Origin of the sequence: Mesorhizobium sp. M1D.F.Ca.ET.231.01.1.1, from assembly GCF_003999155.2 — a bacterium.
In the GTDB taxonomy this organism is placed as follows: domain Bacteria; phylum Pseudomonadota; class Alphaproteobacteria; order Rhizobiales; family Rhizobiaceae; genus Mesorhizobium.
In genome coordinates, this window is record NZ_RZOZ02000007.1 from 269,451 (window position 1) to 295,211 (window position 25,761).

The 25,761-nt window shown below is 65.4% G+C and carries 21 protein-coding genes; 9 read left to right on the plus strand and 12 right to left on the minus strand.

What is annotated here, in order from left to right; all coding sequences use genetic code 11:
* Positions 1-692 precede the first annotated feature (692 nt).
* On the minus strand, positions 693-2,585 hold the full coding sequence (locus EN874_RS20355) for an ABC transporter ATP-binding protein (protein ID WP_127426522.1): 1,893 nt from the start codon (positions 2,583-2,585) through the stop codon (positions 693-695).
* A complete protein-coding gene (locus EN874_RS20360; protein WP_127426521.1) occupies positions 2,585-4,447 on the minus strand; it encodes an ABC transporter ATP-binding protein in 1,863 nt (620 codons plus the stop codon). Before EN874_RS20360 ends, EN874_RS20355 begins: the two co-directional genes overlap by 1 nt.
* A gap of 554 nt (positions 4,448-5,001) precedes the next feature.
* On the opposite strand from EN874_RS20360, the gene EN874_RS20365 reads away from it, so the two are divergent.
* The gene (locus EN874_RS20365) at positions 5,002-5,256 is read left to right on the plus strand and encodes a DUF768 domain-containing protein (RefSeq protein WP_127426520.1); all 255 of its coding nucleotides are present in this window, start codon (positions 5,002-5,004) and stop codon (positions 5,254-5,256) included.
* A gap of 61 nt (positions 5,257-5,317) precedes the next feature.
* On the opposite strand, the gene EN874_RS20370 is transcribed toward EN874_RS20365, so the two are convergent.
* Positions 5,318-6,436: a P1 family peptidase gene (locus tag EN874_RS20370; RefSeq protein ID WP_127426519.1), complete on the minus strand. Its 1,119-nt coding sequence runs from the start codon at positions 6,434-6,436 to the stop codon at positions 5,318-5,320.
* A 7-nt stretch (positions 6,437-6,443) separates the two neighbouring features.
* Positions 6,444-8,009, minus strand: coding sequence for an exodeoxyribonuclease VII large subunit (xseA, locus tag EN874_RS20375; protein ID WP_127426518.1), 1,566 nt, complete (start codon positions 8,007-8,009; stop codon positions 6,444-6,446).
* A gap of 123 nt (positions 8,010-8,132) precedes the next feature.
* Between xseA and EN874_RS20380 the strand changes: the two genes are divergently transcribed.
* Positions 8,133-10,361 carry an EAL domain-containing protein gene (locus tag EN874_RS20380; RefSeq protein ID WP_127426517.1) on the plus strand — a complete coding sequence of 743 codons (2,229 nt, stop codon included), beginning with the start codon at positions 8,133-8,135 and terminating at the stop codon, positions 10,359-10,361.
* A gap of 227 nt (positions 10,362-10,588) precedes the next feature.
* Here EN874_RS20380 and EN874_RS20385 read toward each other — a convergent pair whose 3' ends face one another.
* Positions 10,589-11,545, minus strand: coding sequence for a LysR substrate-binding domain-containing protein (locus tag EN874_RS20385; RefSeq protein ID WP_127426516.1), 957 nt, complete (start codon positions 11,543-11,545; stop codon positions 10,589-10,591).
* 238 nt (positions 11,546-11,783) lie between these two features.
* Here EN874_RS20385 and EN874_RS20390 point away from each other — a divergent pair, with 238 nt between their 5' ends.
* Positions 11,784-12,074: a DUF1127 domain-containing protein gene (locus EN874_RS20390; RefSeq protein WP_127426515.1), complete on the plus strand. Its 291-nt coding sequence runs from the start codon at positions 11,784-11,786 to the stop codon at positions 12,072-12,074.
* Positions 12,075-12,428: 354 nt separating this feature from the next.
* Here EN874_RS20390 and EN874_RS20395 read toward each other — a convergent pair whose 3' ends face one another.
* From EN874_RS20395 to EN874_RS20410, 4 genes are all read right to left on the minus strand, one after another.
* The gene (locus EN874_RS20395) at positions 12,429-13,403 is read right to left on the minus strand and encodes a DUF937 domain-containing protein (protein ID WP_127426514.1); all 975 of its coding nucleotides are present in this window, start codon (positions 13,401-13,403) and stop codon (positions 12,429-12,431) included.
* Positions 13,404-13,504: 101 nt separating this feature from the next.
* A complete protein-coding gene (locus EN874_RS20400) occupies positions 13,505-14,878 on the minus strand; it encodes a glutamate--cysteine ligase (protein ID WP_127426513.1) in 1,374 nt (457 codons plus the stop codon).
* Positions 14,879-15,087: 209 nt separating this feature from the next.
* A complete protein-coding gene (locus EN874_RS20405) occupies positions 15,088-15,822 on the minus strand; it encodes a 16S rRNA (uracil(1498)-N(3))-methyltransferase (RefSeq protein WP_127426512.1) in 735 nt (244 codons plus the stop codon).
* 31 nt (positions 15,823-15,853) lie between these two features.
* Positions 15,854-16,501, minus strand: a complete 648-nt coding sequence (locus EN874_RS20410) for a hypothetical protein (protein ID WP_127426511.1) — start codon at positions 16,499-16,501, stop codon at positions 15,854-15,856.
* Between the two features lie 87 nt (positions 16,502-16,588).
* On the opposite strand from EN874_RS20410, the gene EN874_RS20415 reads away from it, so the two are divergent.
* Both EN874_RS20415 and EN874_RS34065 read left to right on the plus strand, forming a co-directional pair.
* Positions 16,589-17,287, plus strand: coding sequence for a type 1 glutamine amidotransferase (locus tag EN874_RS20415; protein WP_127426510.1), 699 nt, complete (start codon positions 16,589-16,591; stop codon positions 17,285-17,287).
* Positions 17,288-17,573: 286 nt separating this feature from the next.
* Positions 17,574-17,714: a hypothetical protein gene (locus EN874_RS34065; protein WP_127426509.1), complete on the plus strand. Its 141-nt coding sequence runs from the start codon at positions 17,574-17,576 to the stop codon at positions 17,712-17,714.
* Positions 17,715-17,739: 25 nt separating this feature from the next.
* Here the strand turns inward: EN874_RS34065 and EN874_RS20425 are convergent, their stop codons facing one another.
* Genes EN874_RS20425 through EN874_RS20435 form a run of 3 tightly spaced genes read right to left on the minus strand, consistent with a single transcriptional unit; the run spans position 17,740 to position 20,534 of the window.
* Positions 17,740-18,510 (minus strand): metallophosphoesterase, encoded by a 771-nt coding sequence (locus tag EN874_RS20425; RefSeq protein ID WP_127426508.1) that lies wholly within the window; start codon positions 18,508-18,510, stop codon positions 17,740-17,742.
* A gap of 60 nt (positions 18,511-18,570) precedes the next feature.
* Positions 18,571-19,707, minus strand: coding sequence for an alpha-hydroxy acid oxidase (locus EN874_RS20430; protein WP_127426507.1), 1,137 nt, complete (start codon positions 19,705-19,707; stop codon positions 18,571-18,573).
* A gap of 23 nt (positions 19,708-19,730) precedes the next feature.
* Positions 19,731-20,534 carry an FCD domain-containing protein gene (locus tag EN874_RS20435; RefSeq protein WP_127426506.1) on the minus strand — a complete coding sequence of 268 codons (804 nt, stop codon included), beginning with the start codon at positions 20,532-20,534 and terminating at the stop codon, positions 19,731-19,733.
* 208 nt (positions 20,535-20,742) lie between these two features.
* On the opposite strand from EN874_RS20435, the gene EN874_RS20440 reads away from it, so the two are divergent.
* The 4 genes from EN874_RS20440 to EN874_RS20460 all read left to right on the plus strand — a co-directional run bounded on the left by EN874_RS20440 (position 20,743) and on the right by EN874_RS20460 (position 25,752).
* Complete coding sequence (locus tag EN874_RS20440; RefSeq protein ID WP_127426505.1) at positions 20,743-22,065, plus strand: DUF3422 family protein; 1,323 nt, start codon at positions 20,743-20,745, stop codon at positions 22,063-22,065.
* A gap of 270 nt (positions 22,066-22,335) precedes the next feature.
* Positions 22,336-23,832 carry an FAD-linked oxidase C-terminal domain-containing protein gene (locus EN874_RS20445; protein WP_127426504.1) on the plus strand — a complete coding sequence of 499 codons (1,497 nt, stop codon included), beginning with the start codon at positions 22,336-22,338 and terminating at the stop codon, positions 23,830-23,832.
* Positions 23,833-24,109: 277 nt separating this feature from the next.
* Entirely contained in the window at positions 24,110-25,366 is a 1,257-nt protein-coding gene (gene glcE, locus EN874_RS20455) for a glycolate oxidase subunit GlcE (RefSeq protein WP_127426503.1), read from the plus strand.
* A complete protein-coding gene (locus EN874_RS20460) occupies positions 25,363-25,752 on the plus strand; it encodes a DUF4870 domain-containing protein (RefSeq protein ID WP_127426502.1) in 390 nt (129 codons plus the stop codon). Before glcE ends, EN874_RS20460 begins: the two co-directional genes overlap by 4 nt.
* Positions 25,753-25,761 lie beyond the last annotated feature (9 nt).

Genomic DNA, 25,761 nt, shown 5'->3' on the forward strand with positions numbered 1-25,761 from the left:
AACGACATCTATGCCCAGTCGTCGCTCCTACCTTGAAGAAACCAGTGTTGCGGTGCAAGGCGTCACCGGTTTCGCGCGAGAAACTGGCATCGAGCTCGCCTGGCTTAAGGCCATGCGCCTAGCCGATTTCCAGGATCGACGGCAAGCACTATGTGGACAGCCCGCGACATGCCAGCGATGTCGATGTGGCCACCGGTCGGGGGGCTGGCGCAATTCCGTCGGGACCCAGGCTGGCCGGATCCGACCGACAGCGGCTTCAGCCCGGTGCGAAGCGAGGCGAACGAAGCAATCGCTCCGGCCAAGTCGGCCAATTCAGCCTGCGGTGGGCATGGCGCGCGGGATCAGGCTCCTTGCGGCAAGCAGGATGCCTGCATCAGGCGCCGACAAGCTCAAGCGGGGATAGGTTTGCTTTCGCGGGCTCCAGTCTGATGTAACAGGGGTTCGCGTCCTCTTTCAGCCTCTGCAACTGCAGGCGCGTCTTGGCGCCAAGGACTGGGTCGATGGGCTTGTCGGCTCGCTCCTGCACCGCGCTCAGGATCTTGGCCGCTTCATCGATCTGCCGGAGCTGCGCCAGGCTGCGGCCTAGCCCATACTGCGCGCCGAACCCAGACTTCTCCCCCGAAGCCCGTCGGCAGGCAACGCGGAGCCGGTGTCCCCCAGGTCCGCCTTTTCTTGCGACAACTCCTTGGCGGTCACGTCGCTTTGCCGGCCATTGCGTCCATTTCCATCGCCTCCTCGGAAATGTCGTCGAACGAGGCGTAGTTCATGTTGTAGAGCCGGGCGTAAAGGCCCTTCCGCTCCATCAATTGTTCGTGGTTGCCGCTCTCGACGATCTCGCCGTTCTGCAAGACGATGATGCGGTCGGCGCCGCGGATGGTGGCGAGCCGATGGGCGATGACGAGCCCGGTCCGGCCTTCCAGCAGTTTTATCAGCGCCTTCTGGATCAGCATCTCCGTGTAGGAATCGATGCTGGCCGTGGCTTCGTCGAGCACGAGGATCTTGGCGTCGGCAACCAGCGCCCGCGCGAAGCTGATCAACTGCCGCTGGCCGAGCGAGAGATTGCCGCCGCGCTGCTCGAGCTCGGTGTCGTAACCGCCGGGCAACTGCTCGATGAAGTCGTGCGCGCCGACGGCCCTGGCCGCGCGCACCACCTCCTCGCGCGTTGCATTGGTCTTGTGATAGCGGATGTTCTCCAGCACCGTCCCGGAAAACAGAAACGGCTCCTGCAGCACCATCGCCATCTGTTCCCCGAGCGAATCCTGCGTCAGGTCGCGCACGTCGTGCCCGCCGACCAGGACCTGACCCGACCACACGTCGTAGAAGCGATGCGCCAGCGCCACGGAGCTCGACTTGCCCGAGCCCGTCGGACCGACGAGCGCGACCGTTTCGCCCGGATTGACGCGGAAGCTGACATTCTTCAGCACCGGCTGGTTCCGCCGGTATCCGAAGGTGACGTTCCTGAACTCGACCGAGCCGTCCATGTCGCGCGAAAGCGCCACCGCGCCTTGCCTGTCGGCGACGTCCACCGGCACGTCGAGCACTTCGGAGATGCGCTGGCCGGAAGCCATGGCGCGTTGCATGACACTGTACTGCATGGTGAGCGAGCGGATGGGGTCGAAGAAGCGCTGGATGTAGAACAGGAACGCCACCATGACGCCGATGTCGAGGCCGTGCGACAGCACCATCGAGCCGCCGACGACGATGACTGTCGCCATCGCGATCCCGGTCAGCGTGTCGACGATCGGCACCATCACCTGCGCGTATTTGGCCGACCGCAGATGGGCCTTGAGATTGGCCAGCACCTTCTCGTCATAGAGCTCGAAATTGACGTGCTGGCGGTCGAGGCTCTGCACGGTGCGCACGCCGTGGATGCCTTCCGCTAAAGCCCCGTTGGCGATCGAGTTGGTTTCATGCGCGGCCATGAAGGCGACCTTGGCGCGCGGCAGCCAGAACAGGCGGACGATGAACAGCATCGGCATGGTCGAGAGCGTCAGCAGACCGAGCCGGAAATCGAGCCACAAGAGCACGCTGACGATGCCGAACAAGAGCACGATGTCGCCCACCGACATGACCGATGTCTCGAGGAACTCCTGCATCGAATTGACGTCGCCCTGCAGGCGCGACATCAGCCGGCCGACCTCGGTCTTGTCCATGAAGCTTAGGGAGACCCGTTGCAGATGGCCGAACATGGCGCGGCGCAGGTCTGACAGGACGTTCTCCGCCACCTTGCCGACGACGTTCTCCTGAACATAGCTCGCCGCATAGTTCACCAGGATGACCGCCGCGAAAGCGCCGGTCGCCAAGGCCATGATCGAACGGTCAACCCGGCACGGCGCCATGCCGTGGTCGATGGCGTAACGGATGACCAGCGGGATCGCCAGTTGCGTCAGCGTGAACACCAGAACCGCTCCGACCGAGATGAAAATCCGGATCCGGTATGGTCTGACGAAGCTCCAGATGCGCCGCACGATGCGCGGATCGTAGGCCTTGGCGAAAACCTCTTCCTCGTCGCGATGCGAGCCGACGACGGCCTTTGCCGGCCGCCCGCTGGTGTCTTCCTTCTCGTCGTCGTTCTGTGTCGACATCATGCCGCTCCCAGCGCGACGGGCCGGTCGTCGTCGGGCCTGAGCTGCAGGTCGTAGAGCGCGCGGTAGCGTCCGCCGAGCGCCAGCAGCTCCTCATGCGTGCCGCGCTCGACGATCCGGCCGCCTTCCACGAACAGGATCTGGTCGGCATGCATCAGCGAGCTCAGCCGATGCGAGATGATGAGCGTCACGCGATCCTTGGCGAAGCGCTTCATCGCCGCGCGGATGCGCTGCTCGGTGCCGGCATCGATGGCCGCGGTCGAATCGTCGAAGACCAGCACCGAAGGCCGCAGCATCAGGCTGCGGGCGATGGTCAGGCGCTGCCGCTGGCCGCCGGAGAGCGACGCGCCGCGTTCGCCGACGATCGTGGTGTAGCCGGCCGGAAGCCCGATGATGTAGTTGTGCAGCTGGGCGGACTCGGCCGCCCGCTCGATGCGCGTCTCGCGCGCCCAGGGATTGCCGTAGGCGATGTTGTTCTCGATCGAGGTGGTGAACAGGAAAGCGTCCTGCTGCACGACGCCCACCGCCTTGCGCAGCGACTGCAGCGTGACCTCGCGGATGTCCTGGCCGTCGATGGTGATGGTGCCCGAGCTCACATCGTAGAAGCGCGGGATCAAATGCGCGATGGTCGACTTGCCGCTGCCGGGCGGGCCGACGATGCCGATGGTCTGGCCGGGCCTGGCCTCGAAGGAAATGCCCGACAATGTCGGCCGGCCGCCTGAGCCCGGATAATGGAAGCCGACATCCTCGAAGCGCAGCACGCCGTCGGTGACGACGAGGTCCTTGGCACCCGGCGCGTCCTTGATGTCTAGCTCGGTGTCGAGCAGTTCGAACAGCCGCGTGCCGCAGGTCGAGGCGCGGGCGAACGAGTTGACCATCAGGCCGAGCTGGCGCACCGGCATCTGCAGGATGGTCATGAAAGTGAGGAACTGTGCCAGCGTTCCGACGCTGATCTGACCCGACATCACCTTCTGGCCGCCGAACCAGAGCACCAGGCCCATGGCCGCCAGGAACGAGAAGTTCATGGCGCTGGTGTTGCTGACGCGGATATCGACGCGCTCGTTGGCGAGAGCCAGCGCATCCTGCTTGGCGCGGTCGAATTTGCCCAGCTCATGGCGCTGCGCCGCGAAAGCGCGCACGACGCGGATGCCGCCGAGATTCTCGTCCATCACCCGGCTCAGCACCGACAGGCGCTGCTGCAGGGTCAGCCAGGTGCTGCGCAGGCTGAGCTGGGTGACGGAGGATCGCCAGGCGACGAAGGGCACGAAGCTCAGGCTGAGCAGTCCGAGCACGAGATCGGTGCTGATCAGGATATAGGCGCCGACGCCGATCAGCACGCCGAGCAGGACCACGCGCAGGACGCCGGTGGAAAAGAACATGCGCACGCCGTCGAGATCGAGCAGCCCCAGCGTGATCAGGTCGCCGGTGTGGACCCTGTCGTGGAAGGCAAAGCTGAGGCGCTGGATCTTCTCGTAGAACGCCAGGCGCAGCTCATAGCCGGTCTGATGGCCGACGGCCTCGCCATAGTAGTTCTGCGCCATGGTGAAGAGGCCGCGCAGCACGCTGACGACCAGCACCGTGAGCGCCGTGCTCCACAGCGCGTGCTGCGCGGCGATGCCGGCGCCCTCGGCCATCACGCCTTGCGCCTGGTCGATGGCGCGCCCCAGCAGGCGGGGAATGAGAAGCTGCAGCGTCGCTGCGATGAAGGTCGAGACGATGGTGATCGCGACTTGCCAAGGGTGGCGCAGCGTCATGCGCATGATGCGGAGCAGGGTGCTGAGACCCTTTCCCCAGGAGGCTTCCGCCACATGGGCAAAGGATTTGCCGCGCTCCGGCGCGCTGCTTTTTGCATCCTTATGCAAAGGAAAATATCCAAACCGATCCGGGCATTAGCCCGGACGAATGAAACAGACTCAAGTGAGCGATTTGATGTTACGCGTGCCAGAGTTGAGCGTTCAAGGGGCCAATGACGGCATCGCGCTGTGCCTGGCGAAGCCGGCCGCATGTCCTTGTGATCCAGGGTACCTGACGCGGCGGAAAGAAGCAGGGTCGGCGCGCGGAGTCGACATTGCATGAGGATATCACTATATACCGGCGGCTTTCGGTTTCTCGCCTCCTGGACGCGCCTGCGAGATCGCCGTAAATGCGTTGCGTGTTGTCACCGAAATCGGTCTGGAAAACCGGGAAAAAGCAAACAGAAACAATAGAACGGATCCTTGACGGTCCTGGCCAAGGCATCATCACCCTCACCAATCAGAACGTGTTTCCTGAACCCTCCAATTCCTCCCGCTTTGTGGACCTCGGGCAAGATGTCTTGCGGGGCGAGGCCGACTCGGCTCGAATGGGACTTGCATCCGTTAGCGGGATGGGGGCGTGCACGACTACCAACCGGCATTGCCGCTAGGGAAGAAGCAGTATGAGTGAACATGCGATCGAGTTCTTGCGCGGATGGATTGGCGAGAAAGTCCATTGCCAGCATTCGCCGGCCAAGATCGAGAAGCAGGCCGAGACCCTCGCCAGGGAGTGCTGCGCCCAGGCCGCCGAGGAAGGCATTCTTCTGGAAGACATCCAGGAGGAAGTCGGCGACATCCAGGAACTGATTGCTTCGCGGCTCGAGGAAGTCGCCGAAGAGAGCGAGCAACAGACGGCGCCGGACAAGCCGTCAGAGTGAGATGCCGTCCCGGCTTGAGCCGGGAAAAACAGGCATTTTTCGGCCTGATCCTGGATCCGGCCTACCCGAATTTCTCTTTGAGCCACGCCTTGGGCAGCGCCGGCACGAAATTGCCGTCGCGCCCGGTAATGTCCTCATTGGCGATGAGCGCGTTGAGGATCGCTTCCTCCACTCCCTGCACCACCGCATCGAAGAACGGATCGATATCGACGTCCGGGATGAAATCGGCGCGGGCGATGCGGCCTGGAGCCGCCAGCGCGGCTTCGGGATTGGCGGTCGAAAATGCGAGGAAAATGTCGCCAGAGCTGTGGTAGCCGTAGCCGCCGGTCAAGGCGATGCCGAGCGGTACCCGCCTGGCCAGCCGCTTCATCTGGTGCGGCAGGAACGGCGCGTCGGTGGCCACGATTGCGATGATCGAGCCCTTTTCGGCGCGCGGCGTGGCCTCGCGGATCGCCGGTTCGGCCAATTCCGGGCCGACGCGCCGGCCGCGAAGGGTGAAATTGCTGCGCTTGCCGAAATTCGACTGCACGAACACGCCGAGCGTGTAGCGCTTGTCCTGCCATTCGACGATGCGGGAGGCGGTGCCGGATCCGGCCTTGAAGCCGAAGGTGATCATGCCGGTGCCGCCGCCGACGCTGCCTTCCTCGATGGCGCCGCCTGTTGCGCTGTCGAGCGCTTCGGCGACATGCTCGAAGCCGACATGATGGCCGTTGATGTCGTTGAGGAAACCGTCATAGGTCTCAGCCGCCACCGGCAGGCCCCAGGCGCTGTCGAGCGCGGCCGGCAGCGCGCGGCTCATCCAGCGCAGCGTCCCGTCGCGCGTGACGCCGCAGGAATGGGTGTTGGTGATAGTGACCGGGAAGTTGAAGGCGCCGGTCTCCTCGATGATGTGCGTGCCGGTCAGCTCGCCATTGCCGTTCTGGCTGAAGACGCCGGCGAAGACCGGCGTCGCGAGCTCTTGAACCGGTCTTGGCAGAATCGCTGTGACGCCGGTGCGCACCGGCCCCTTGCCGATCTGGAGCGGGCCGTCGCCGGCAATCAGCGTCGTATAGCCGACCGCGACGCCCGGCACGTCGGTGATGGCGTTGAAGCGGCCGGGCGTGCCGTCCAGGGCTATCCCGAACGAGCGCAGACGCGGCTTGCCCGATGGCGTGCGAAGATGCGGGTCGTTGCTGCCCATCCCGTCCTCAGAACAACGAGCCCTGATTGCCCGGCTCCTTGGCCTTGCCCGACGGCTTGGCGGCCAGCTTCGGCCGCGCCCCGCCGCTGGTGGCGATGGCCTCGGCATTGCCGTCGGCGAACTCCAGTTGCAGCGCCGCCCCCGGCGCCAGCTCCGCGACGCGCTTGATGACGGCGCCGTCGGCGTCCTTGACCAGCGCGAAGCCGCGCGCCAGCACGGCCTTGTGCGACAGCGTGGCGAGCAGCCGGTCGGCCTGGGTGAGGGCGGCACGCAACTGGTCGAGCCGCCGCGTCATCGCCTGATCCTGGCGGCGGGTCAGCCCGGCCAGAGTGTCGGCCTGCAGCTTCTGCCGTCGCACGATCGGCGCCGGTGACAGTCTCGCCGACGTGCGCAGGAAGCGGGCCCGGCCCTGGCGAACGATCGCGAAGAAGGCGGCGCGTGCGCGGGCGATGTCGCGGCCTGTCAGCGTGCGCGTCTCGTTGAGGCGGCGCGACAAGGTGGCCGGCGTCAGCCGCTGCCTCTCCAGCCTTGCGCGCTTGCGCTCGATGCTCACCGTCAGACCTCGTCCCAGCCGGCTGGTCGCCTCGTCGAAGCGGCGGCGCGGCAGCGCCAGCAATTGGTCGGGCGAGGGGAGCGCGCGCGCCGCGGCGCGCACCGCCTGGCGCTTGCGCTCCAGATTGCGGGAGGCGCAGGCGTTGAGCCGCGCGCCGAGGCTTGCCAGGGTGGCCTCCAGGTCCGCCCTGACCGGCACGGCGATTTCGGCGGCGCCCGTCGGCGTCGGCGCGCGCATGTCGGCGACAAAGTCTATCAGCGTCCAGTCGGTCTCGTGCCCGACCGCGGAGATCACCGGAATATGCGAGGCCGCGACAGCGCGCGCCAGGCCTTCGTCGTTGAAGCCCCAAAGGTCCTCGAGGCTGCCGCCGCCGCGGGCCACGATCAGAAGATCGGGTTGCCGGATGGGGCCGTCCCAGATGAGCGCGTTGAAGCCGTTGACGGCTGCTGTCACTTCCTTGGCCGTCGTCTCGCCCTGCACCCTGACCGGCCACACCAGCACGGTGAGCGGGAAGCGGTCCTTGATGCGGTGGATGATGTCGCGGATCACCGAGCCCGTCGGCGAGGTCACGACGCCGATAATGCGCGGCATGAACGGCAGCCGCCGCTTGCGGTCGGAATCGAACAGGCCCTCGGCCTGCAGCCGCCGCTTGCGCTCTTCGAGCAGCGCCATCAGCGCGCCGGCGCCGGCCGGCTCAAGATTGTCGATGACGATCTGGTAGTTGGATTTGCCGGGATAGGTCGTCAGCCTGCCGCTGGCGATCACTTCCATCCCTTCCTCGGGCCGGAATTTCAGGCGCGCCATCGTGGTCTTCCACACCACGGCATCGATCCGGGCACGGTCGTCCTTCAGCGCGAAATAGGCGTGGCCGGAGGAATGCGGCCCGCGGTAGCCGGAGATCTCGCCGCGCACCCGCACATTGCCGAAAGCGTCCTCGACCGTGCGCTTCAGCGCGCCGGAAATCTCGCTCACCGTATATTCGGTGGCGTTGCTGCGTGATTCGGTTGCTGCTTCGCTCATCACATGATTGGGGAACGCTTATCGGGCCGCGTCAAGGCAGGGAGGAATCCTCGCTAATATTATAACGCGATCTTAAACCCGATTTGCTTTGACTGGCGGCAGGAAAGTCGGCCCAGGGAACGCATGAGCGAACGCACCAACAGCAGCCCATTGACGCATCAGGTCACGCTCACCGTGCTGACGCTGGCTGTCTTCGCGCTGGTCATCGTCGTCGGTTTTGGCGTCTATGCGACCGCCCAGGCCGACGACGTCTCGCTCGAACGCCAGAAAATATTCATCGCCGACGGTTTGAAGGATCAGATTGCGTCTGTTCAGCGTGAGCAGGAAAGCGTTTCGGTCTGGGATGACGCGATCACCAATGTGCGAGCCGGCAACCAGACCTGGATCGAGGAGAATCTCAGCGTCTGGATGTACATCTATTACGGTCACAACCAGGTCTACATACTCGATGCCGCCGACCATCCCATTCATGCCATGCAAGAAGGCAAGGTGGTCGATCCGTCCGCCTATGGCAGGGACGAGCCTGCCTTGCAGCCATCCGTCGAGAAGCTGCGTCGCATGCTGGCCGGGCCGCCGAAGACCGACGCTTCCGGCCAGGCTGCCAAGATGGTCGCGGAGGACTTGGTGTCGCTTGGCGGCAAGCCGGCGATCCTGAGCGTCATGCCGCTGCTGCCGAGTTCGGACCGGGTCACGCAGGCGCCCGGCACCGAATATCTGGACGTGTCGGTGGAGTTCATCAACGACGCCGTCATCCGCAGGATTGCGGGAAAATATCTGCTCGACGGTGCGCGGCTTGTACCGCTGTCGCAACCGGCCGGCGCCGCGGCGGTCCCGCTGGTCGATTCCCGCGGCGTCATCCTCGGCTATGTCGGCTGGGATCGGGAGCGGCCCGGTCTTACACTGGTGCGCAAGATGGCGCCGGCGCTGGGCGTGGCGCTGCTTGTGGCGGCGGGCGTCCTGGCGTTCCTGCTGCGCAGGCTCCGCCGCGCCTCGTCCGCGCTGCAGACCAGCCAGGACGAGGCACAATATCTCGCCTTCCACGACACGCTCACCGGCCTGCCCAACAGGGCTCTGTTCGAGGACCGCCTGCGGCGGGCCCTGCTCAGGGCCGGCCAGGACATCGCGGTTCACGACATGGGAAGGGTGGGGTTGCTTTATCTCGATCTCGATCGCTTCAAGCATATCAACGACACGCTCGGCCATCCTGCGGGCGACGAGCTGGTGCGCCAGACAGCGGCCAGGCTGCAGCACACCGTTCGCGAGGTGGATACCGTCGCACGGCTGGGCGGCGACGAGTTCGCGCTGATCCTCGTCGACATCCGCGATATCCGCGCCGCCGAGGATATCGCCGAGCGGCTGCTGCAGAAGTTGCAGGAGCCGTTCAAGCTCATGGAGGATCAGGTCTTTGTCAGCGCTTCGATCGGCATCGCGCTATCGGCCGGCGGCGAGACGGATGCCGACGATCTGCTGCGCAAGGCCGACATCGCGCTCTACGAAGCCAAGAAGAACGGCCGGGGCCGGCACCAGGTCTTCGCCGGCGACATGGACGATCTGCTTCTGCGCAAGCGCAAGGTCGAGACCGAGCTTCGCAAGGCCCTCGACGGCGGCACCGGCATCAGGCTTGCCTACCAGCCGGTGTTCGCGGCGAACGGCGAGACGATCCTCGGCGCTGAGGCGCTGATCCGTTGGGGGCATGATGTGCATGGCGCATTGCCGGCGGCGCAATTCATCGCCATCGCCGAGGAACGCGGCATGATCGGCCAGCTCGGTGCGTGGGTGCTGCAGGAGGCCTGCCGCTTCGCCGTGCGCACCGACCTGCCGTGGCTCGCCGTCAACGTGTCGCCGCTGCAGTTGCGCGACGCCGGCTTTCCTGAAAAGGTTGCATCGATCCTTGCCGACACCGGGCTGGCGCCGCAGCGCCTGCAGTTCGAGATCACCGAAAGCGTGCTGCTGGACAACAGCGATGCTTCGCGGGCGGCTCTGGCGACCTTGCGCCAGTTGGGCGTCGGCATCGTTCTGGACGATTTCGGGACCGGCTATTCATCGCTGAGCTACCTGCGTCGCCACGCCATCGACAAGCTCAAGATAGACCGTTCCTTCGTGCGGCTGCTCGATGGCGACGGCAACTCGGCGGCGATCGTCAAGGCACTGATCGATCTCGCCATGGCGCTCGGGGTCGACGTCACTGCCGAGGGTGTGGAGACCGAGGCGCAGAAGTTGCTGCTGGTCGCCATGGGCTGCCGGCAGCTACAGGGCTATTTCTTGTCGCCGCCGCTCGAGCCGGTCCAACTGCTCAGCCTTTCTGGCCTGGCTTCTTCGGACGAGGTCGGGCCGACCGCCGCTCGCGCCTAGAGCAATTCCAGGAAAAGTGTGAGCGGTTTTCGGTCTGGAATTGCGTAAAAACAAGGAGATAGGGCGTTTCGCCGTTTCCGTGAAACGGTGAAACGCGCTAGAACAAATCCAGGAAAAGTGTGCAACGGTTAGGCTCGGCGCCTTCGCTGCGGAATTGCGTGAAACACAGGTCAGCGTTTCCGTGAGACGATGACCTGCTCCAGCGCGATCGAACAAGGCCCCAGGGATTACCAGCCAGGCAGGATCTGGTTTGCCTTGGTCCGCTTCATCTTGGCGAAGGCAAGCGCGGCGAAGTCGAAGCTTCCCGTCTCCTCGCCGACCGGCACGGAAATGTTGTCCAGGCTCTCCGCGATGTGCCTGGCCAGCGCGTCGACGATCTCCGGCTGCGAGGTCTGGCCGCGCATGATGCCGATGCGGCAATCCGGCAGCGCATCGAACCCGTCGGCCTCGCCGAGCACGCGCATGCCGGGCCTGAGCGCGCATTCCGGCAGCACCGAGATGGCGAGGCCGGAAAGCACGGCTGCCGTGATCACGGTGGCCGAGAAGCTGGAGAACAGCACGCGATACTCGCGGTTCTGCCGGTCGAGCACGTCGACGGCCGCGCGTCGCCAGATGCAGTTCGGCCGGCCGAACGCCATCGGCAGGATCTCCTGCTCATGCGTGGCGTGGTTGGCCGAGGTAACCCACAGAAGCGGCTCGCGCCGCACCACTTCCGACTGGCCGCGCGTATCGTTGTGCGTCACCAGCGCGAGGTCGAGATTGCCGCGCTTGATGTGCTCGACCAGCCCCGGCGTCGGCTCGCAGATGACGGTCAGCTCGACGCGCGGGTTGGAGCGCGAGAAGCGCGCCATGATCTCGGGCAGGAAGCGGTCGGCATAGTCGTCCGGCGTGCCGATGCGGATCGTGCCTTCGAGCCGCTGGTCGTCGAAGGCGGCCAAAGTCTCGCGATTGAGGTAGATCAGCCGCCGCGCGTAGGAAAGCAGCCTGTCGCCTTCCTCGGTCAGCTTGTTGGTGCGGCCGTCCTTTTCGAACAGCGGCTTGCCGATCCGCTCCTCCAGCCGGCGCATCTGCATCGACACCGCCGACTGCGTCCGGTGCACCTCCTCCGCGGCGCGGGTGAAGCTTCCCGTGTCGGCGATCGAGATGAAGGTCTGCAACTGATCGAGATCGAGCGGCGCTTTCATCGGTCCAATCCATCATTGATGTTGATGCTAAAGATTAGAAACATTCGTTGGATTAATCAATCGCACAGTGGCAAATTGGCATCGTCCACATGAAGGCACTGCATGTCGCCTAAAAGTGGTCCCCGGTTTGGGGACAACGACATGCGTCACTTTAAGTGTATCGAGACCGCAACGGCGCTTTCTCCCAAGGCGCCGGCTGACTGGTTTCGTCCGCTCGACTCCCGAAGGAGAGACTGACATGACCACGATCGAATTCGCCTCCCAGACCCCGCGCATCACCACGCGTCCGGCCGTTGCGACGCGCGTGCTCAATGCGGTCGCCAATACCTATCGCGCCTGGAAAAACCGCCGCGCCTTCTATCGCCTCGGCGAGATGTCGGATGCCGAGCTTGCCGACATCGGCCTGACTCGCGCCGACCTTCATGTCGCCGTCGCCGTTCCTTTCGGCCGCGATCCGACGGCGAAGCTGCGCGCCATCGCCAGCGACCGCGTCGACACGATCGAGGACCTCGCCCGCAAGGTGGCCTGATCGGCTGCGCGATTGAATTTTGGGCCGCCCTTGAACCTTTTCGGGGCTTGGCGCGACCAAGCTTCATGCAGGCTCCCACACTCCCTGCCGGTTCCCCGCCGGCCTGCCTGCACATTGCCCGGTACCCCTCCAGGACCGGGCATTTTTCTTTTAGTTCGTCATTCTAGGGCGGAGCAAGGAGCGAAGCGACGCAGCGCAGACCCTAGAATCCATGCCGTGACGTTGACGCGCTGTAACTGTGCAGAATTCTGCTCCGCTGCACCTTCGGCGAAGGTAACGGCATGGATCCTCGGGTCTGCGCTCCGCTTCGCGTCGCTCCGCCCGTGGATGACGACCTCGCCGTGGGCGCGAAAGCTAGCGCCGGTCCATGCCGCGTTTGAACTGGTCGAAGATCGTCTCCATGCCCTTCTGATACTCGTCACGCTGCTGCGCGCCGGTCTCGAACATCCTGCCGAAAATGTCATCGAACGGGTTTCGCGGTCGGCCGCTCGGATTGGTTTGCGGCTGCTGCGCCTGCGGCTGCGGTGGCTGCGCGCCGGGCATGCCGAACCCGCCGCCGCCCTGGCGCAGCATTTCCTCGAACATCTTGCCGAGCGGATTGTCGCCATAGGGGCTCTGTGTCTGCTGCGGACGGCCTTGCGGCTGTTGCGCGCCGCCACCGAACATATCCTGCAGCACCTTGCCGAGCGGATTGTCACCGTAGGGGTTCGGCGCCTGCTGCGGCTGGCTTTGCGGCTGTTGCGCGCCGCCGCCGAACATGTCCTGCAGGACCTTGCCGAGCGGGTTGTCGCCATAGGGACTGGGTGCCGGTTGCGGCGCTTGCGCGCCGCCTCCGGCCTGCCGCATCATTTCCTCGATGATCTCGCCGAGCGGATTGCCGCCGCCGAAGCCGCCGGCGGCCTGCATCTGGTTGTTGGTTTGTTTGAACAGCCCGCCCATCATCATCGAGGCCATGGCCGGCAGCATCTGCTGCAGCAGCTGCTGGCTGAGGCCGGTCGCCTGCGCGGCCTGGGCGGCCACGGCGCGCGACAGGTCCTTCGAGCCGAACAGGTGACCGAGAATGCCGTTGCCTTCATCAATGCCTTGCGGCGAGAAGGCCCGGGTCGCGTCCTCGAAATATTTGGCATGCTGGCCGCTCGCCATCGCCGTAATGAAGGCGCCCATCCCATAGGGGTCCGCCGTGTTGCGCTGAAGCCCCTGTGAGAAGGCCGGCAGCAGCGCCTGCACCGCGGCCTGGGTCTGCTGCATCGAAAGCCCGAACTGCTGGGCCAGCGCCTGCATGCCGGCGCCGTTCTGCGCCTGGGCGAATATGTCGAACAAGGAAGGCATTGGCGTCTCCTTCGGGAACATCCTCGTGGAAGAAGCCTAATTCGTTTCCATTCCTGATTGAAGCGGCTTTCGCCGCGCGCCGTCAGGCGCAAGCTGGCCGGTTAGTAGGCATATTCCATGAACACCGGCTCGATCGAGCCGCCCCAGCGCGTGTGGTAGGCCGACAGCATCTCCTCGGCGCTGGTCGTGCCGCGCGCCACGACCTCGTCCAGCGTGTTGAGGAACGAAGTCTCGTCATAGCCGTCGCGGTTCTTGCGCGCGCGGTTCTTCAACCCGGTGCGCGCGATGGCAAGCACGTCGCGGGCGACGTCGCGCAAGGTGGCGTTGCGGAACGGCGCCGCAATGCCGAGTTCCGGCACCGCGTTGCGCATCGCCAGCGCCTCCTGGTAGGTCCAGCTCGAGGTCAGTGCCTCGACGGCGTCCAGCGCCTGCTCGTCATAGAGCAACCCGACCCAGAAGGCCGGCAGCGCACAGATGCGCCGCCACGGTCCGCCATCGGCGCCGCGCATTTCGAGGAAACGCTTCAGCCGCACATCAGGGAACAGCGTCGAGAGGTGGTTTGCCCAGTCGCCCATCGTCGGCAGACCGTCGGGCACTTCGTTGCGCGCGGCGCCCGCCATGAACTGGCGGAAGGTGTAGCGCGTCATGTCGTGATACTGCCCGTCGCGGATGACGAAATACATCGGTACGTCGAGCGCCCATTCGACATAATCGGCAAAGCCGAAATCCGCCGCGAAGCAGAATTCGAGCATGCCGGAGCGCTGATTGTCGGTGTCGCGCCAGATGTCGCCGCGCCAGCTCTGCAGCCCGTTCGGATGGCTCTCGGTGAAAGGCGAATTGGCGAACAGCGCCGTCGACAGCGGCTGCAGCTTCAGCGACACCTGCATCTTGCGGCGCATGTCGGCTTCGCTTTCGAAGTCGAGATTCACCTGGATCGTGCAGGTCCGGTACATCATGTCGAGACCCTTGGTGCCGACCTTCGGCATGTAGCGGGTCATGATCTCGTAGCGCGACTTCGGCATTTTCGGCGTTTCAGCGAGCGACCATTTCGGGCTGCCGCCGAGCCCGAGGAAGCGGATGCCGAGCGGCTCGGCGATCTCGCGCACCTGCGCCAGATGCGCGTTGCCCTCGCGGCAAGTCTGGTGGATGGATTCCAGCGGCGCGCCGGAGAGCTCGAACTGTCCGCCGGGCTCCAGCGAGATCGCGCCCTGGCCGGTCGGCTCGACCAGGCCGATGATACGGCCGGCATCCATGATCGGATCCCAGCCGAGTTTTTGCTGCATGCCTTCGAGGATGGCGCGGATGCCGCGCTCGCCGCCATAGGGCACCGGCGCGTTGCCGTCGACATAGAAGGGGAATTTCTCGTGCTCGGTGCCGATGCGCCATTTGTCGCGCGGCTTGTTGCCCGCGGCGAGATAGCCGACGAGTTCGTCGATGCCTTCAATGGGCTGAATATCGGTTGTGTCGCGCGCCATGATGAGCCCTCCCGCCACATGACTCCGAAAATCGGCTTCGATTTTCGGAAAGGATCATACGCCAAATCAAAGTGCTACAACGTCCTTTGCGCGTCCGAAAAAGGACGCGCGGCGCTGTAGGCGGCCGGACGACCGCCGGGCGCTAGATGGACGAAATGTCAGTAGCCGATCAAGCGAAAAATCCTGAGCCACGGCTCAACTGGATTTGATCACCAATCGCCGATCGTCGCCTGCATCACGGCAAGCGCGGCCACCGCCGCCGTATCGGCGCGCAGGATGCGGGGGCCAAGCGGGATGGCGCTGACGAAGGGCAACGCGCGCAGCATCCTGCGCTCGTCGTCGGAAAATCCGCCCTCCGGCCCGACCAGCAGCGCGAGTTTTTTCTCCCGCACCGCCTGCAAGGCCGGCAGCGGATTGTTGGTCGAGGCATCCTCGTCGCAGAAGATCAGCCGCCGTTCCTTGTCCCAGCCGCCGAGCAGCCGCTCCAGCTTCTCCGCCTCGCGCACGTCCGGCACCGCCAGGATGCCGCATTGCTCGGCCGCCTCGACGACATTGGCGCGCAGCCGATCGATGCCGGGCTTCGCCACTTGCGTGTGCTGGGTAATGACCGGCTGCAGGATGCCTGCGCCCATCTCCACCGCCTTCTGCACCAGATAGTCGAGCCGGCCTTGCTTCAGTGGCGCGAAGCAGTAGACGAGATCGGGCAGCGGCGGCTGCGGCCGCTGGAGGGAGAGCACCTTGAGCCGCACCGCCTTCTTGGATTTGGCGGCGATCGCCGCCGACCATTCGCCGTCGCGGCCGTTGAAAAGAAGAACCTCGGCGCCTTCGCCGAGCCGCAGCACATGCGCGAGATAGTGGCTCTGCTGTTGTCCGGCATCGACTTCGATGCCCGCTCCGAGGTCGTCCGGCACGAACAGCCGCTGCATCTTGTAATTGGCGCGCATTGCCGAGCAATGGGCGACGCGACCTGTGCCGTCAAGCCTCGGCGGAAGGATGCCACGCCGGCACGTAGCCTTGCCGCAGCACCGAGATGGTGGTCGCCGGCGTGATCAGGCGAAGCGGCCGGCCCGCTAGCTCATCGAATTCCGTCGGAGTGCCATATCCCGCGAACGACCAGCGCAGCGCCTTGCCGCCACGCAAGGCGTAGGCGGTGCCGCCATCCGCGACCATGGACCCATCAGGCAGGGCGGAAAGCACGTCCGGCTCGACCGTCGGTGGCCGGCCGCCCGAGCCCAACCGCTCCTTGTGCAGCCGTTTGTCGACCATCGGCGCGCGCGGTTCGGCAACGCCGAAGGCCTCGCCGAAGCGGCGCACGAAATCGGCGGCCCGCTCGCGCCGGCAGAAGAAGCAGGGCCGGTGGCCTGCGGCGAGCGCCGTCACCTCGTCGAGGAAGAACAGCTCGGTCCAGCCCGCCTTACCCCCCGGCCGGTTGCGGCCCATCGGCTCGCGCCGCACACCACGGAACTGGCACGTGCAGATGATCCAGGCCGGCAGGGCCCAGCGCTTCTTCAAAAGCGTTTTCGTCTCTGGGTCGTGGATGATGCCGCGATTGCCGGTAAACAGGCCGCGCTCCGGCGCGGCATGAATGACACCGAACGGATCGACCCGGTTCTGCAGTGGCATAGCTTTCTCCCCGGCACGCATCTTGGCTGAAAGGAAGGCGCCATGATATCGCTCGCCCCAGCATTTTCATGTCAGCAGGATTTTCCCATGCGGGTGCTGGTGGTCCAGAACTACGACAACACCGGCCTCGGCCAGATCGGCGCCGCTCTTGCGGAGGCAGGCGCCGACCTCGACCTGCGCCGCCCCTACCAGGGCGACCCGCTGCCGCAGGACGCAAATGGTCACGATGCCATGGTGGTGCTGGGCGGCGGTCAGAATGCGCTGGCCGACGACGACTATCCCTACTTTCCCGCCTTGCTCGAGCTGACGCGCGATTTCGCCGGCAAGGACCGCTCGGTGCTCGGCATCTGTCTTGGCGGCCAGATTCTCGCCCGCGCCTTCGGCGCCGAGAACCACATCGGCGGTGCCGTTGAATTCGGCTGGGGCTGCGTGTCGCTGACGACGGCGGCCAAGGCCGATCCGGTGCTTGGCGCATTGCCGGAAAGCTTCCCGATCTTCCAGTGGCATGACGACACGTTCGACCTGCCCGAGGAGGCCGTGCGGCTTGCCACCAACGATGTCGCGGCGAACCAGGCCTTTCGCATCGGCCGCGCCGTCTATGGCTTCCAGTTCCATTTCGAGGCGGATCGCCCAATGGTGCGCGACTGGAGCACCTCCTTCGCCGCGCTGATCGAGGACCGTCACCCCGACTGGGCCGGCAGGCTCGACGACGAGATGGTCCGCAACGGGCCCGATGCCGACGCCGCCGGCCTAGCGATTGCGCGCGCCTGGGTAGCGACGATCTGATCATCTTGCAGATCGCCGCACCAAGCGTGACATAATTGGCACGCGACGGCGGTTCCGCCTGGGGAAAACCTGCTTCGTCCTTAGCTTGTGCTCGCCCGCCATCCTAGAAGGCGCCCGCCCTGTGTCGTCCGTGCAACCGCGATGAACCTTCTGTGTGATCCAGGCGACACACCGGCGATACAGAATCTGCCTAGAAGCGCGAAATCGTCGAAACATTGAGACGCATTTTATCGTTTCAACGCATTGGTAACCGCCTCGTGCACAGATGCAGAAAGCTTAACCAGAGATGACGTCCGTGAAAGCAGCGCTTTTGTCCTTTGTCATGCTGTCTGCCATCGTTCTGTGCGGCCTCGGCATCTATGCCGCCGATGCAGCGACCAACCACCGGGCCGTCGACGGCTACGGCGTCACCGGCGCGCTCAACTAGAGCAATCCAGGAAAAGGATCGCGGCCTAAAGCGCTTTCCCTTGCACGGTCAGGATGCGCTTGTCGCCGCCATTGACGGCGAGCGCGCTCAGCGTTCCCGCTTGCCAGGCGAGTGTGTCGACATTGACGCGGTTGGCCATCACCTCGGCTTCCGGCACGGGTGTGTGCCCATGCACGATCACTTTCGGATAGAGCCCCGGGTGATCGTGGAACGCGTCGCGGATCCAGATCAGGTCCAGCGGGCTCTGGCTTTCGAGCGGAATGCCGGGTCTGATGCCGGCATGACAGAAGAAGAAGTCGCCGAAGGACACTGAAAAGGACAGCGACTTCAGGAAATCGACATGGGTTTGCGGCACCGCGTCGACCAATGCCGCGTGTCCGTGGGCCAGCGTCTCGTCCGGCCTGCCGAACCAGCTGCCGCCGGTCGAAAGCTTCACCCCGTATGACGCCGCGGTCTGGATCCCGCCAAAGCGCATGAACAGGCCGTCCGGGTCGGGATCGGCAAGAAATTCCAGCATGCCGATATCGTGGTTGCCGGCAAGCATGATGTTGCGCGGGTCGCGCTTCCTGGCCTCGATCAGGAACTCTATGACGCTTTTGGAGTCCGGCCCGCGGTCGACATAATCGCCAAGATGGATGATGCGCCAGTCGGACGACGGCGCGTGTTCCAGCTCGCTCCCGATCCGGTGGTGCATGGCGGCGAGAAGGTCATGACGGCCATGCACGTCGCCGATCGCGTAGAGCCGCATGCCGTCCGGCCCGCGCGCGTCGAGGTAATGGATGCCGGTTTCGGTCAAGGCGAGCGTCTTCCCGTGTCGGTCATCACGGGAAACTAGGGCGGATCGGTGAATAAGCCCCTAGCGCCGCAACTGGTCCTTGCCCATGTCGGTTACCAGACGCTTACCGCACAGCGCCAGCGTGATGTCCATTTCCTTGCGGATGATTTCCAGCGCCTTGGTGACGCCCGCCTTGCCCATCGCGCCGAGGCCGTAGAGGAAGGGCCGGCCGATATAGGTGCCCTTGGCGCCGAGGCAAAGCGCCTTGAGCACATCCTGGCCGGAGCGGATGCCGCCGTCCATGTGCACTTCGATCCTGTCGCCGACCGCGTCGGCGATCTCCTCCAGCACCGAGATCGAGGAGGCGGCGCCGTCGAGCTGCCGCCCGCCATGGTTGGAGACGACGATCGCGTCGGCGCCGGTCTCGGCCGCCATCAGCGCGTCCTCCTTGTCGAGGATGCCTTTCAGGATCAGCTTGCCGCCCCAGCGCTCCTTGATCCAGGCGACATCGTTCCACGACAGCTGCGGATCGAACTGCTCCGTCGTCCAGGACGACAGCGAAAAGACGTCGCTGACGCCCTTGGCATGGCCGACGATGTTGCGGAAGGTTCGGCGCTTGGTGCCGGCGATGCCCAGGCACCAGCGCGGCTTGAGGGCGAGGTCGACAATGTTCGCGAGCGTCATCTTGGGCGGCGCCGACAGCCCGTTGCGAACGTCCTTGTGGCGCTGACCGAGGATCTGCAGGTCGAGCGTCAGCACCAGCGCCGAGCATTTGGCCGCCTTGGCGCGGTCGATGAGGTTGAGCACGAAGTCCTTGTCGCGCAGCACATAGAGCTGGAACCAGAACGGCTTCTTGGTCGCCGAGGCGACATCCTCGATCGAGCAGATGCTCATGGTCGAGAGCGTGAACGGCACGCCGAACTCCTCGGCAGCCTGCGCCGCCAGCATCTCGCCGTCGGCATGCTGCATGCCGGTCAGCCCGGTCGGCGCCAGCGCCACCGGCATCGCCACCTTCTCGCCGATCATGGTCGATTCCAGCGAGCGGTTGCTCATGTCGACCAGCACGCGCTGGCGAAACTTGATCTTTTGGAAATCCTCCTCGTTGGCGCGGTAGGTGCTCTCCGTCCAGGCTCCGGAATCGGCGTAGTCGAAGAACATCTTCGGCACCTTGCGGCGCGCCAGGTCCTTGAGATCGGCGATGGTGAGGATTTCGCTCATAATGGTCCTTGCTTGATCCGTGTTCAGGAGCGTTTGCGTGCGGGTTCGATGTCGCCGGTCTCGGAGCGTTGCCTGAGCCTCAGCCGCGACACGCGCTGCCAGTCGCCGCTGCGCTCGGCTTCGGCCATCGAGCGCTCGACATAGGTGATGTGGTCCATCGCGGCCTTGCGCGCCGCGATCGGGTCCGCCGCCTTGATCGCAGCGTGGATCGCCCGGTGCTGCTGAAGCAGCGCCTCGCGCGCGCCGGGAACGGTGAACACCAGGAGCCGGTTCTGGAACACGCCCTCGGACAACAGCCGATAGCAGGAGCGCAGCGTGTGCAGGAGGATGATGTTGTGCGCGCATTCGCAGACGGCGTGATGGAATTCGACGTCGATTTCCGCCTCGTCGTCGAAATCGCCGGTCCGGTGCGCCTCGTCCATGCGCGCCATGATGCGGTCGAGCAGAGCGAGATCCTCTGGCGTTGCGCGCCGCGCCGCATACTCGGCGGCGATCGCCTCGACCTCGCGGCGGTATTCCAGATAGTCGGTCACCGCCTTGCGGTGCATCGAGATCAGGTCGGTCACCGGCTTGGTGAAAAGCTGGCCGATGACGTCGGCGACATGCGTGCCGCCGCCCGGCCTGGTGGTCAGCAGCCCGCGTCCCTCCAGTGCCTTCAGCGCGTCGCGCAGGATCGGCCGCGACACGTCGAACTGACGCGCCAGCTCGCGCTCGCCCGGCAGCCGGTCGCCGGTGCGCAGCACGCCTTCGAGGATCAGGCTCTCGATTTGCTGCACCACCTCGTCGGCGGTGCGCGAATGCTCGATCCTGGAGAAGATATCGCTCAACGGAGGGCGCCTGGGAACGGATTGGATGCCGCCCAGATTAAAGCCTCTGTCGCCAACTGGTCAAATTATTTATCCAATTCGCCGGATCCGGTCGATTCCGACGCAGTGCCTTCCCATCCGTGCCTGCTAAAATTTGCTGTTTACGTGCCTTGGCGATTGCCGCAAGACAACCCGATTGCACGAACGGTCGAAACCAGGGGGACCAGCCGTGTCGGACGAGACGTCCAACCTCGAATTCCAGCCGCGCGCCCAGGGCAGCGTCATGGGCTTTCCGGCGCATGAGGGACGCCCCGGCGCGCTGGGCGAAGTCCATGCCCGGCCGCATCCGCTGGTCGAGAAGCCGCGCGTGCTCATCCAGCTTTCCTTCATGACCGACGGCGGTGCCGGCGTCGACCATGCCGTGCTCTCGGAACTGTCGCGCCGCCTCGGCATCGCGGCGCCCGAGCGCCATGCCCGCCACCACGCCATGAGATGGGGCAAGGGCACGCTGCGCTGGGAGCGGCACACGGAGTTCTCGACCTATCTCTGGGAAGGACCGCTGGCCGAAAACGGTCGGGGCCAGGAGGATTCGCCCTTCGGCAACGGCTTTTCGCCGCCGGGAACCGTGATCTCCGGCATCCGGCTCGAGATCCGCAAATGGACGCAGGCGAGCGAGAAGGTGATCGCCGGCTTCGACCCGACCAGCCTCTGCTATTCGCTGGTCGAGCGCGGTGCCGCGGCCATCGTCACCGACTTCCGCCAGGACGGCGACGGCCTGACCCGCATGCTGGTGCTCGACCGCGGCCTGACGCCGGCCAGCACCGGCGCCTTGTCGCAGCGCCTGATCGACATCGAGACCTACCGGACCCTTGCCATGCTTGGCCTGCCGCTGGCGCTGACGCTGTCCGGCCGGGCCCGCCGCATCGAGGACCGGCTGGCGCAGACGACACTGGAGATGAAGGCGGTCGAGACCCGCGACAGCCAGACGCTGCTTGCCGATCTCACCGAGCTTGCCGCCGAACTCGAAGCCGACGCGGCGTCCAGCCTCTACCGCTTCGGCGCCAGCCGCGCCTATGACGGCATCGTCTCGGAACGGCTCGAGGCGCTGGATGAGGAGCCGGTGCAGGGCTACGACACCTGGGCCGGCTTCCTGCAAAGGCGCATGGCGCCGGCCATGCGCACCTGCCGTTCCGTCGAGGAGCGCCAGGCCAACCTCTCGCGAAAGCTCACCCGCGCCACCACGCTGTTGCGCACCTGGGTCGATGTCGACGTCGAGAAGCAGAACCGCGATCTTCTGGCCTCGATGAACAACCGCGCCAGGCTGCAATTGCGCCTGCAGCAGACCGTCGAAGGCCTCTCGGTCGCCGCCGTCTCCTATTATGTCGTCGGCCTCATCGGCTACGTCGCCAAGGGCGCCTCGAGCTTCGGCCACGCCTTTGCGCCGGAAGTCGTCACCGCGGCTTCGGTGCCGGTCGCCATCCTGCTGGTATGGTGGGGCGTGCGCCGCGTGCGGAAGATGCATTCCGAGCCGGGTAAGCCGGCGGGAGAATAGCCGCGCCCCTTACCTTCCCCTGTAGGTAGGGTCGATCCGCATAGCGGATCGGGGCGTGGGTGCTCGTAAAGCGCTTTCGTCGCGCCGACCCCCACCCCGCTCACTTCGTTCGCGACCCTCCGCACAAGGGGGAGGGTAAACCATAGCGGCAGATTGCCGCTGAGGAAGCTTGGACTGCGCCCGTCCCCCTGTCCGACTGACGCAGGGTTTGCAACGAACGCGCTTGGCTGGTAAAAGATTTTGACCAGTCAAGCTCATGAGGCTGCCCCGATGTCCGGCCTTGCCATGCCGAAGCCAGACGACGCCACGATGCGCCGGCGCGACGAGATCGTCGCCGACATGCGCATCATCGTGCCGGGGGAGGGTGTCGTCGACGCGGCCAACGAAATGCGGGCCTTCGAGAGCGACGGCCTCACCGCTTACCGTCAATTGCCGCTGGTGGTGGTGCTGCCGGAGACGGTGGCGCAGGTCTCGCGCGTCCTGAAATACTGCAACGAGCGCAGCATCCGCGTCGTGCCGCGCGGTTCCGGCACCTCGCTCTCTGGCGGCGCGCTGCCGCTCGAGGATGCGGTGCTGCTGGTGATGAGCCGCTTCAACCGCATCCTGGCGATCGACTATCCCAACCGCGTCGTCGTCGCCCAGCCGGGCGTCACCAATCTCGGCATCACCACCGCTGTCGAGCAGGAGGGCTTTTACTACGCCCCCGATCCATCCTCCCAGATCGCCTGCTCGATCGGCGGCAATGTCGCGGAAAATTCCGGCGGCGTGCACTGCCTGAAATACGGGCTGACCGCCAACAATGTGCTGGGCATCGAGATGGTGCTGATGAACGGCGAGGTGGTGCGGCTCGGCGGCAGCCATCTCGACCAGGAAGGCTACGACCTGCTCGGCGTCATGACCGGTTCCGAGGGCCTGCTCGGTGTCGTCACCGAGGTCACCGTGCGCATCCTGAAGAAGCCGGAGACGGCGCGGGCGCTCTTGATCGGCTTCCCGACGAGCGAAGAGGGCGGCCAGTGCGTCGCCGACATCATCGGCGCCGGCATCATCCCCGGCGGCATGGAGATGATGGACCGCCCGGCGATCCAGGCGGCGGAAGACTTCGTCCATGCCGGCTATCCGCTCGACGTCGAGGCGCTGCTCATCGTCGAGCTTGACGGGCCGAGCGTCGAGGTCGACCACCTGATCGGCCTGGTCGAGGCGATCGCCTACCGCAACGGCTCGACCACCTGCCGCATCTCGCAATCCGAACAGGAGCGGCTGAGCTTCTGGGCCGGGCGCAAGGCGGCCTTCCCGGCGGTCGGCCGCATCTCGCCCGACTATTACTGCATGGACGGCACCATCCCGCGCAAGGAACTGCCGCGCGTGCTCGCCGGCATGCGCGAGCTTTCCGAGAAATATGGGCTCGGCGTCGCCAACGTCTTCCATGCCGGCGACGGCAATCTGCATCCGCTGATCCTCTACGACGCCAACGTGCCTGGCGAGCTCGACAAGGCCGAAAGCTTTGGCGCCGACATCCTGCGCCTTTGCGTCGAGGTCGGCGGCGTGCTCACCGGCGAGCACGGCGTCGGCGTCGAGAAGCGCGACCTGATGCCGGAAATGTTCAACCAGGTCGACCTCGACCAGCAGATGCGCGTCAAATGCGCCTTCGACCCCAACCATCTGCTCAACCCCGGCAAGGTGTTTCCGCAACTGCGCCGCTGCGCCGAGTTGGGGCGTATGCATGTGCACCGCGGGCAGGTGGCGTTTCCGGACCTTCCGAGGTTTTGATGGGGGCTCAAATTCGCACGTCGGCGTTCTTTCGCGCCCCCCTCTGTCCTGCCGGACATCTCCCCCACAAGGGGGGAGATCAGCAGCTTTGGCGCCGCGCTCAATCCTGCCACGCTAGAGATTGGCGAAATCGGCGGCGACATCTGATCTCCCCCCAAGTGGGGGAGATGTCCGGCAGGACAGAGGGGGGCGCGCAGGAACGCGGCCTATCTCCGTCTCGGGCTTCGCCCGAGCCACCTCTCCCCCGCTTCGCGGGGGCGAGGAAACGGGCTCACCCATGACCACCTTCACCCCATCCACTTCCGCCGAAGTCCTCTCCACTGTCCAATGGGCGGCGGCCGAAGAAGCACCGCTCGAAATCCTCGGCCACGGCTCCAAGCGCGGCATTGGCCGCCCGCTGCAGACCGAGCACACGCTTGACCTCTCCAAGCTCACCGGCGTGACGCTCTACGAACCTGCCGAACTGGTGCTGTCGGCGCGCGCCGGCACGCCGCTCGCCGAGATCGAGGCGCTCCTTGCCGAAAACGGCCAGCAATTCGCCTTCGAGCCGATGGACTATCGTGCGCTGCTCGGCGGCGAGCCGGGCAGGGGCACGATCGGCGGGGTGCTTGCCTCGAACCTGTCCGGTCCGCGTCGCCTCAAGGCAGGTGCTGCGCGCGACCATGTTCTTGGCATAGCAGCGGTCTCGGGACGCGGCGAAGCCTTCAAGTCGGGCGGCCGCGTCGTCAAGAACGTCACCGGCTACGATCTTTCCAAGCTGATGGCGGGAAGCTGGGGCACGCTCGCCGTGCTGACCGACGTCACCTTCAAGGTGCTGCCGGCGGCCGAGACCGAGGTCACCTTGGCCATCCGCGGCCTGCTCGACGATGCCGCCGTCGCCGCCATGGCGCTGGCGCTCGGCTCCAGCGCCGAAGTGTCGAGCGCGGCGCACCTGCCGGAGCGGATCGCCGCGCGCGTCGCCGCCGGCTATCTCGGCAGCGATGCCGCGACGCTGCTGCGCGTCGAAGGCTTTGGGCCGTCGGTCGTCTACCGCATCGAGGCGTTGCGGAACCTGCTCGGCAGGGCCGGTCCGCTGCAGGAGATCGCGGGCGAGGCCTCGAAAACCATCTGGCGCGACATCCGCGATTGTGCGCCCTTCGCCGATGGTGGCGCAAGGCCGGTCTGGCGCGTGTCGATGGCGCCGTCGCTTGCGCACCATATGGTGATGGCGCTGCGCACGCAGGCGGCCGTCGACGCTTTCTACGACTGGCAGGGCGGGCTGGTGTGGCTGTCGATGCGCGAGGATGATCCGGAGGCGGGGCTGCTGCGCGAATTGATCCGCAAATATGGCGGCGGCCACGCGACGCTGGTGCGCGCGTCGGCCTCGCATCGCGCGGCGCTGCCGGTGTTTGAACCGCAGCCGCCGCATCTGGCGGCACTGTCGGCCAGGCTCAAGGCCGAGTTCGACCCCAAGCACATTCTCAACCCCGGCCGCATGGCGCCGGGTGCCGGCTCTGCTACTCTCGCCCGATCAACCGAGGGAGCAGCATCATGAGCAACACCGATCCAGGACCAAGCAGGGGACCGCGCCAGACCGATCGCTGGCTGGAGCCTGGCCAGACCAACGCGCTGGTCATCTACATTCTCTATCTCGCCAGCCTCGTCGTCGGCGTCACCGGCATTGTCGGCATCGTGCTTGCCTATATCAATCGCGGCAAGGCGGGCGGCTTCGTCGAAAGCCACTACACATTCCTGGTCAGGACTTTCTGGATCGGCCTTCTCTACGCGCTGATCTCCGTGGTCCTGATGATGCTCGCGATCGGCTTCCTGCTGATGTTCGCCGTCGCCGTCTGGTTCATCGCCCGTTGCATCCTGGGCATCCAGGCGCTGCAGCGTGGCGAGCCCGTCAAGAACCCCGAAAGCTGGCTTCTCGGACAGTGAGGATTTTTG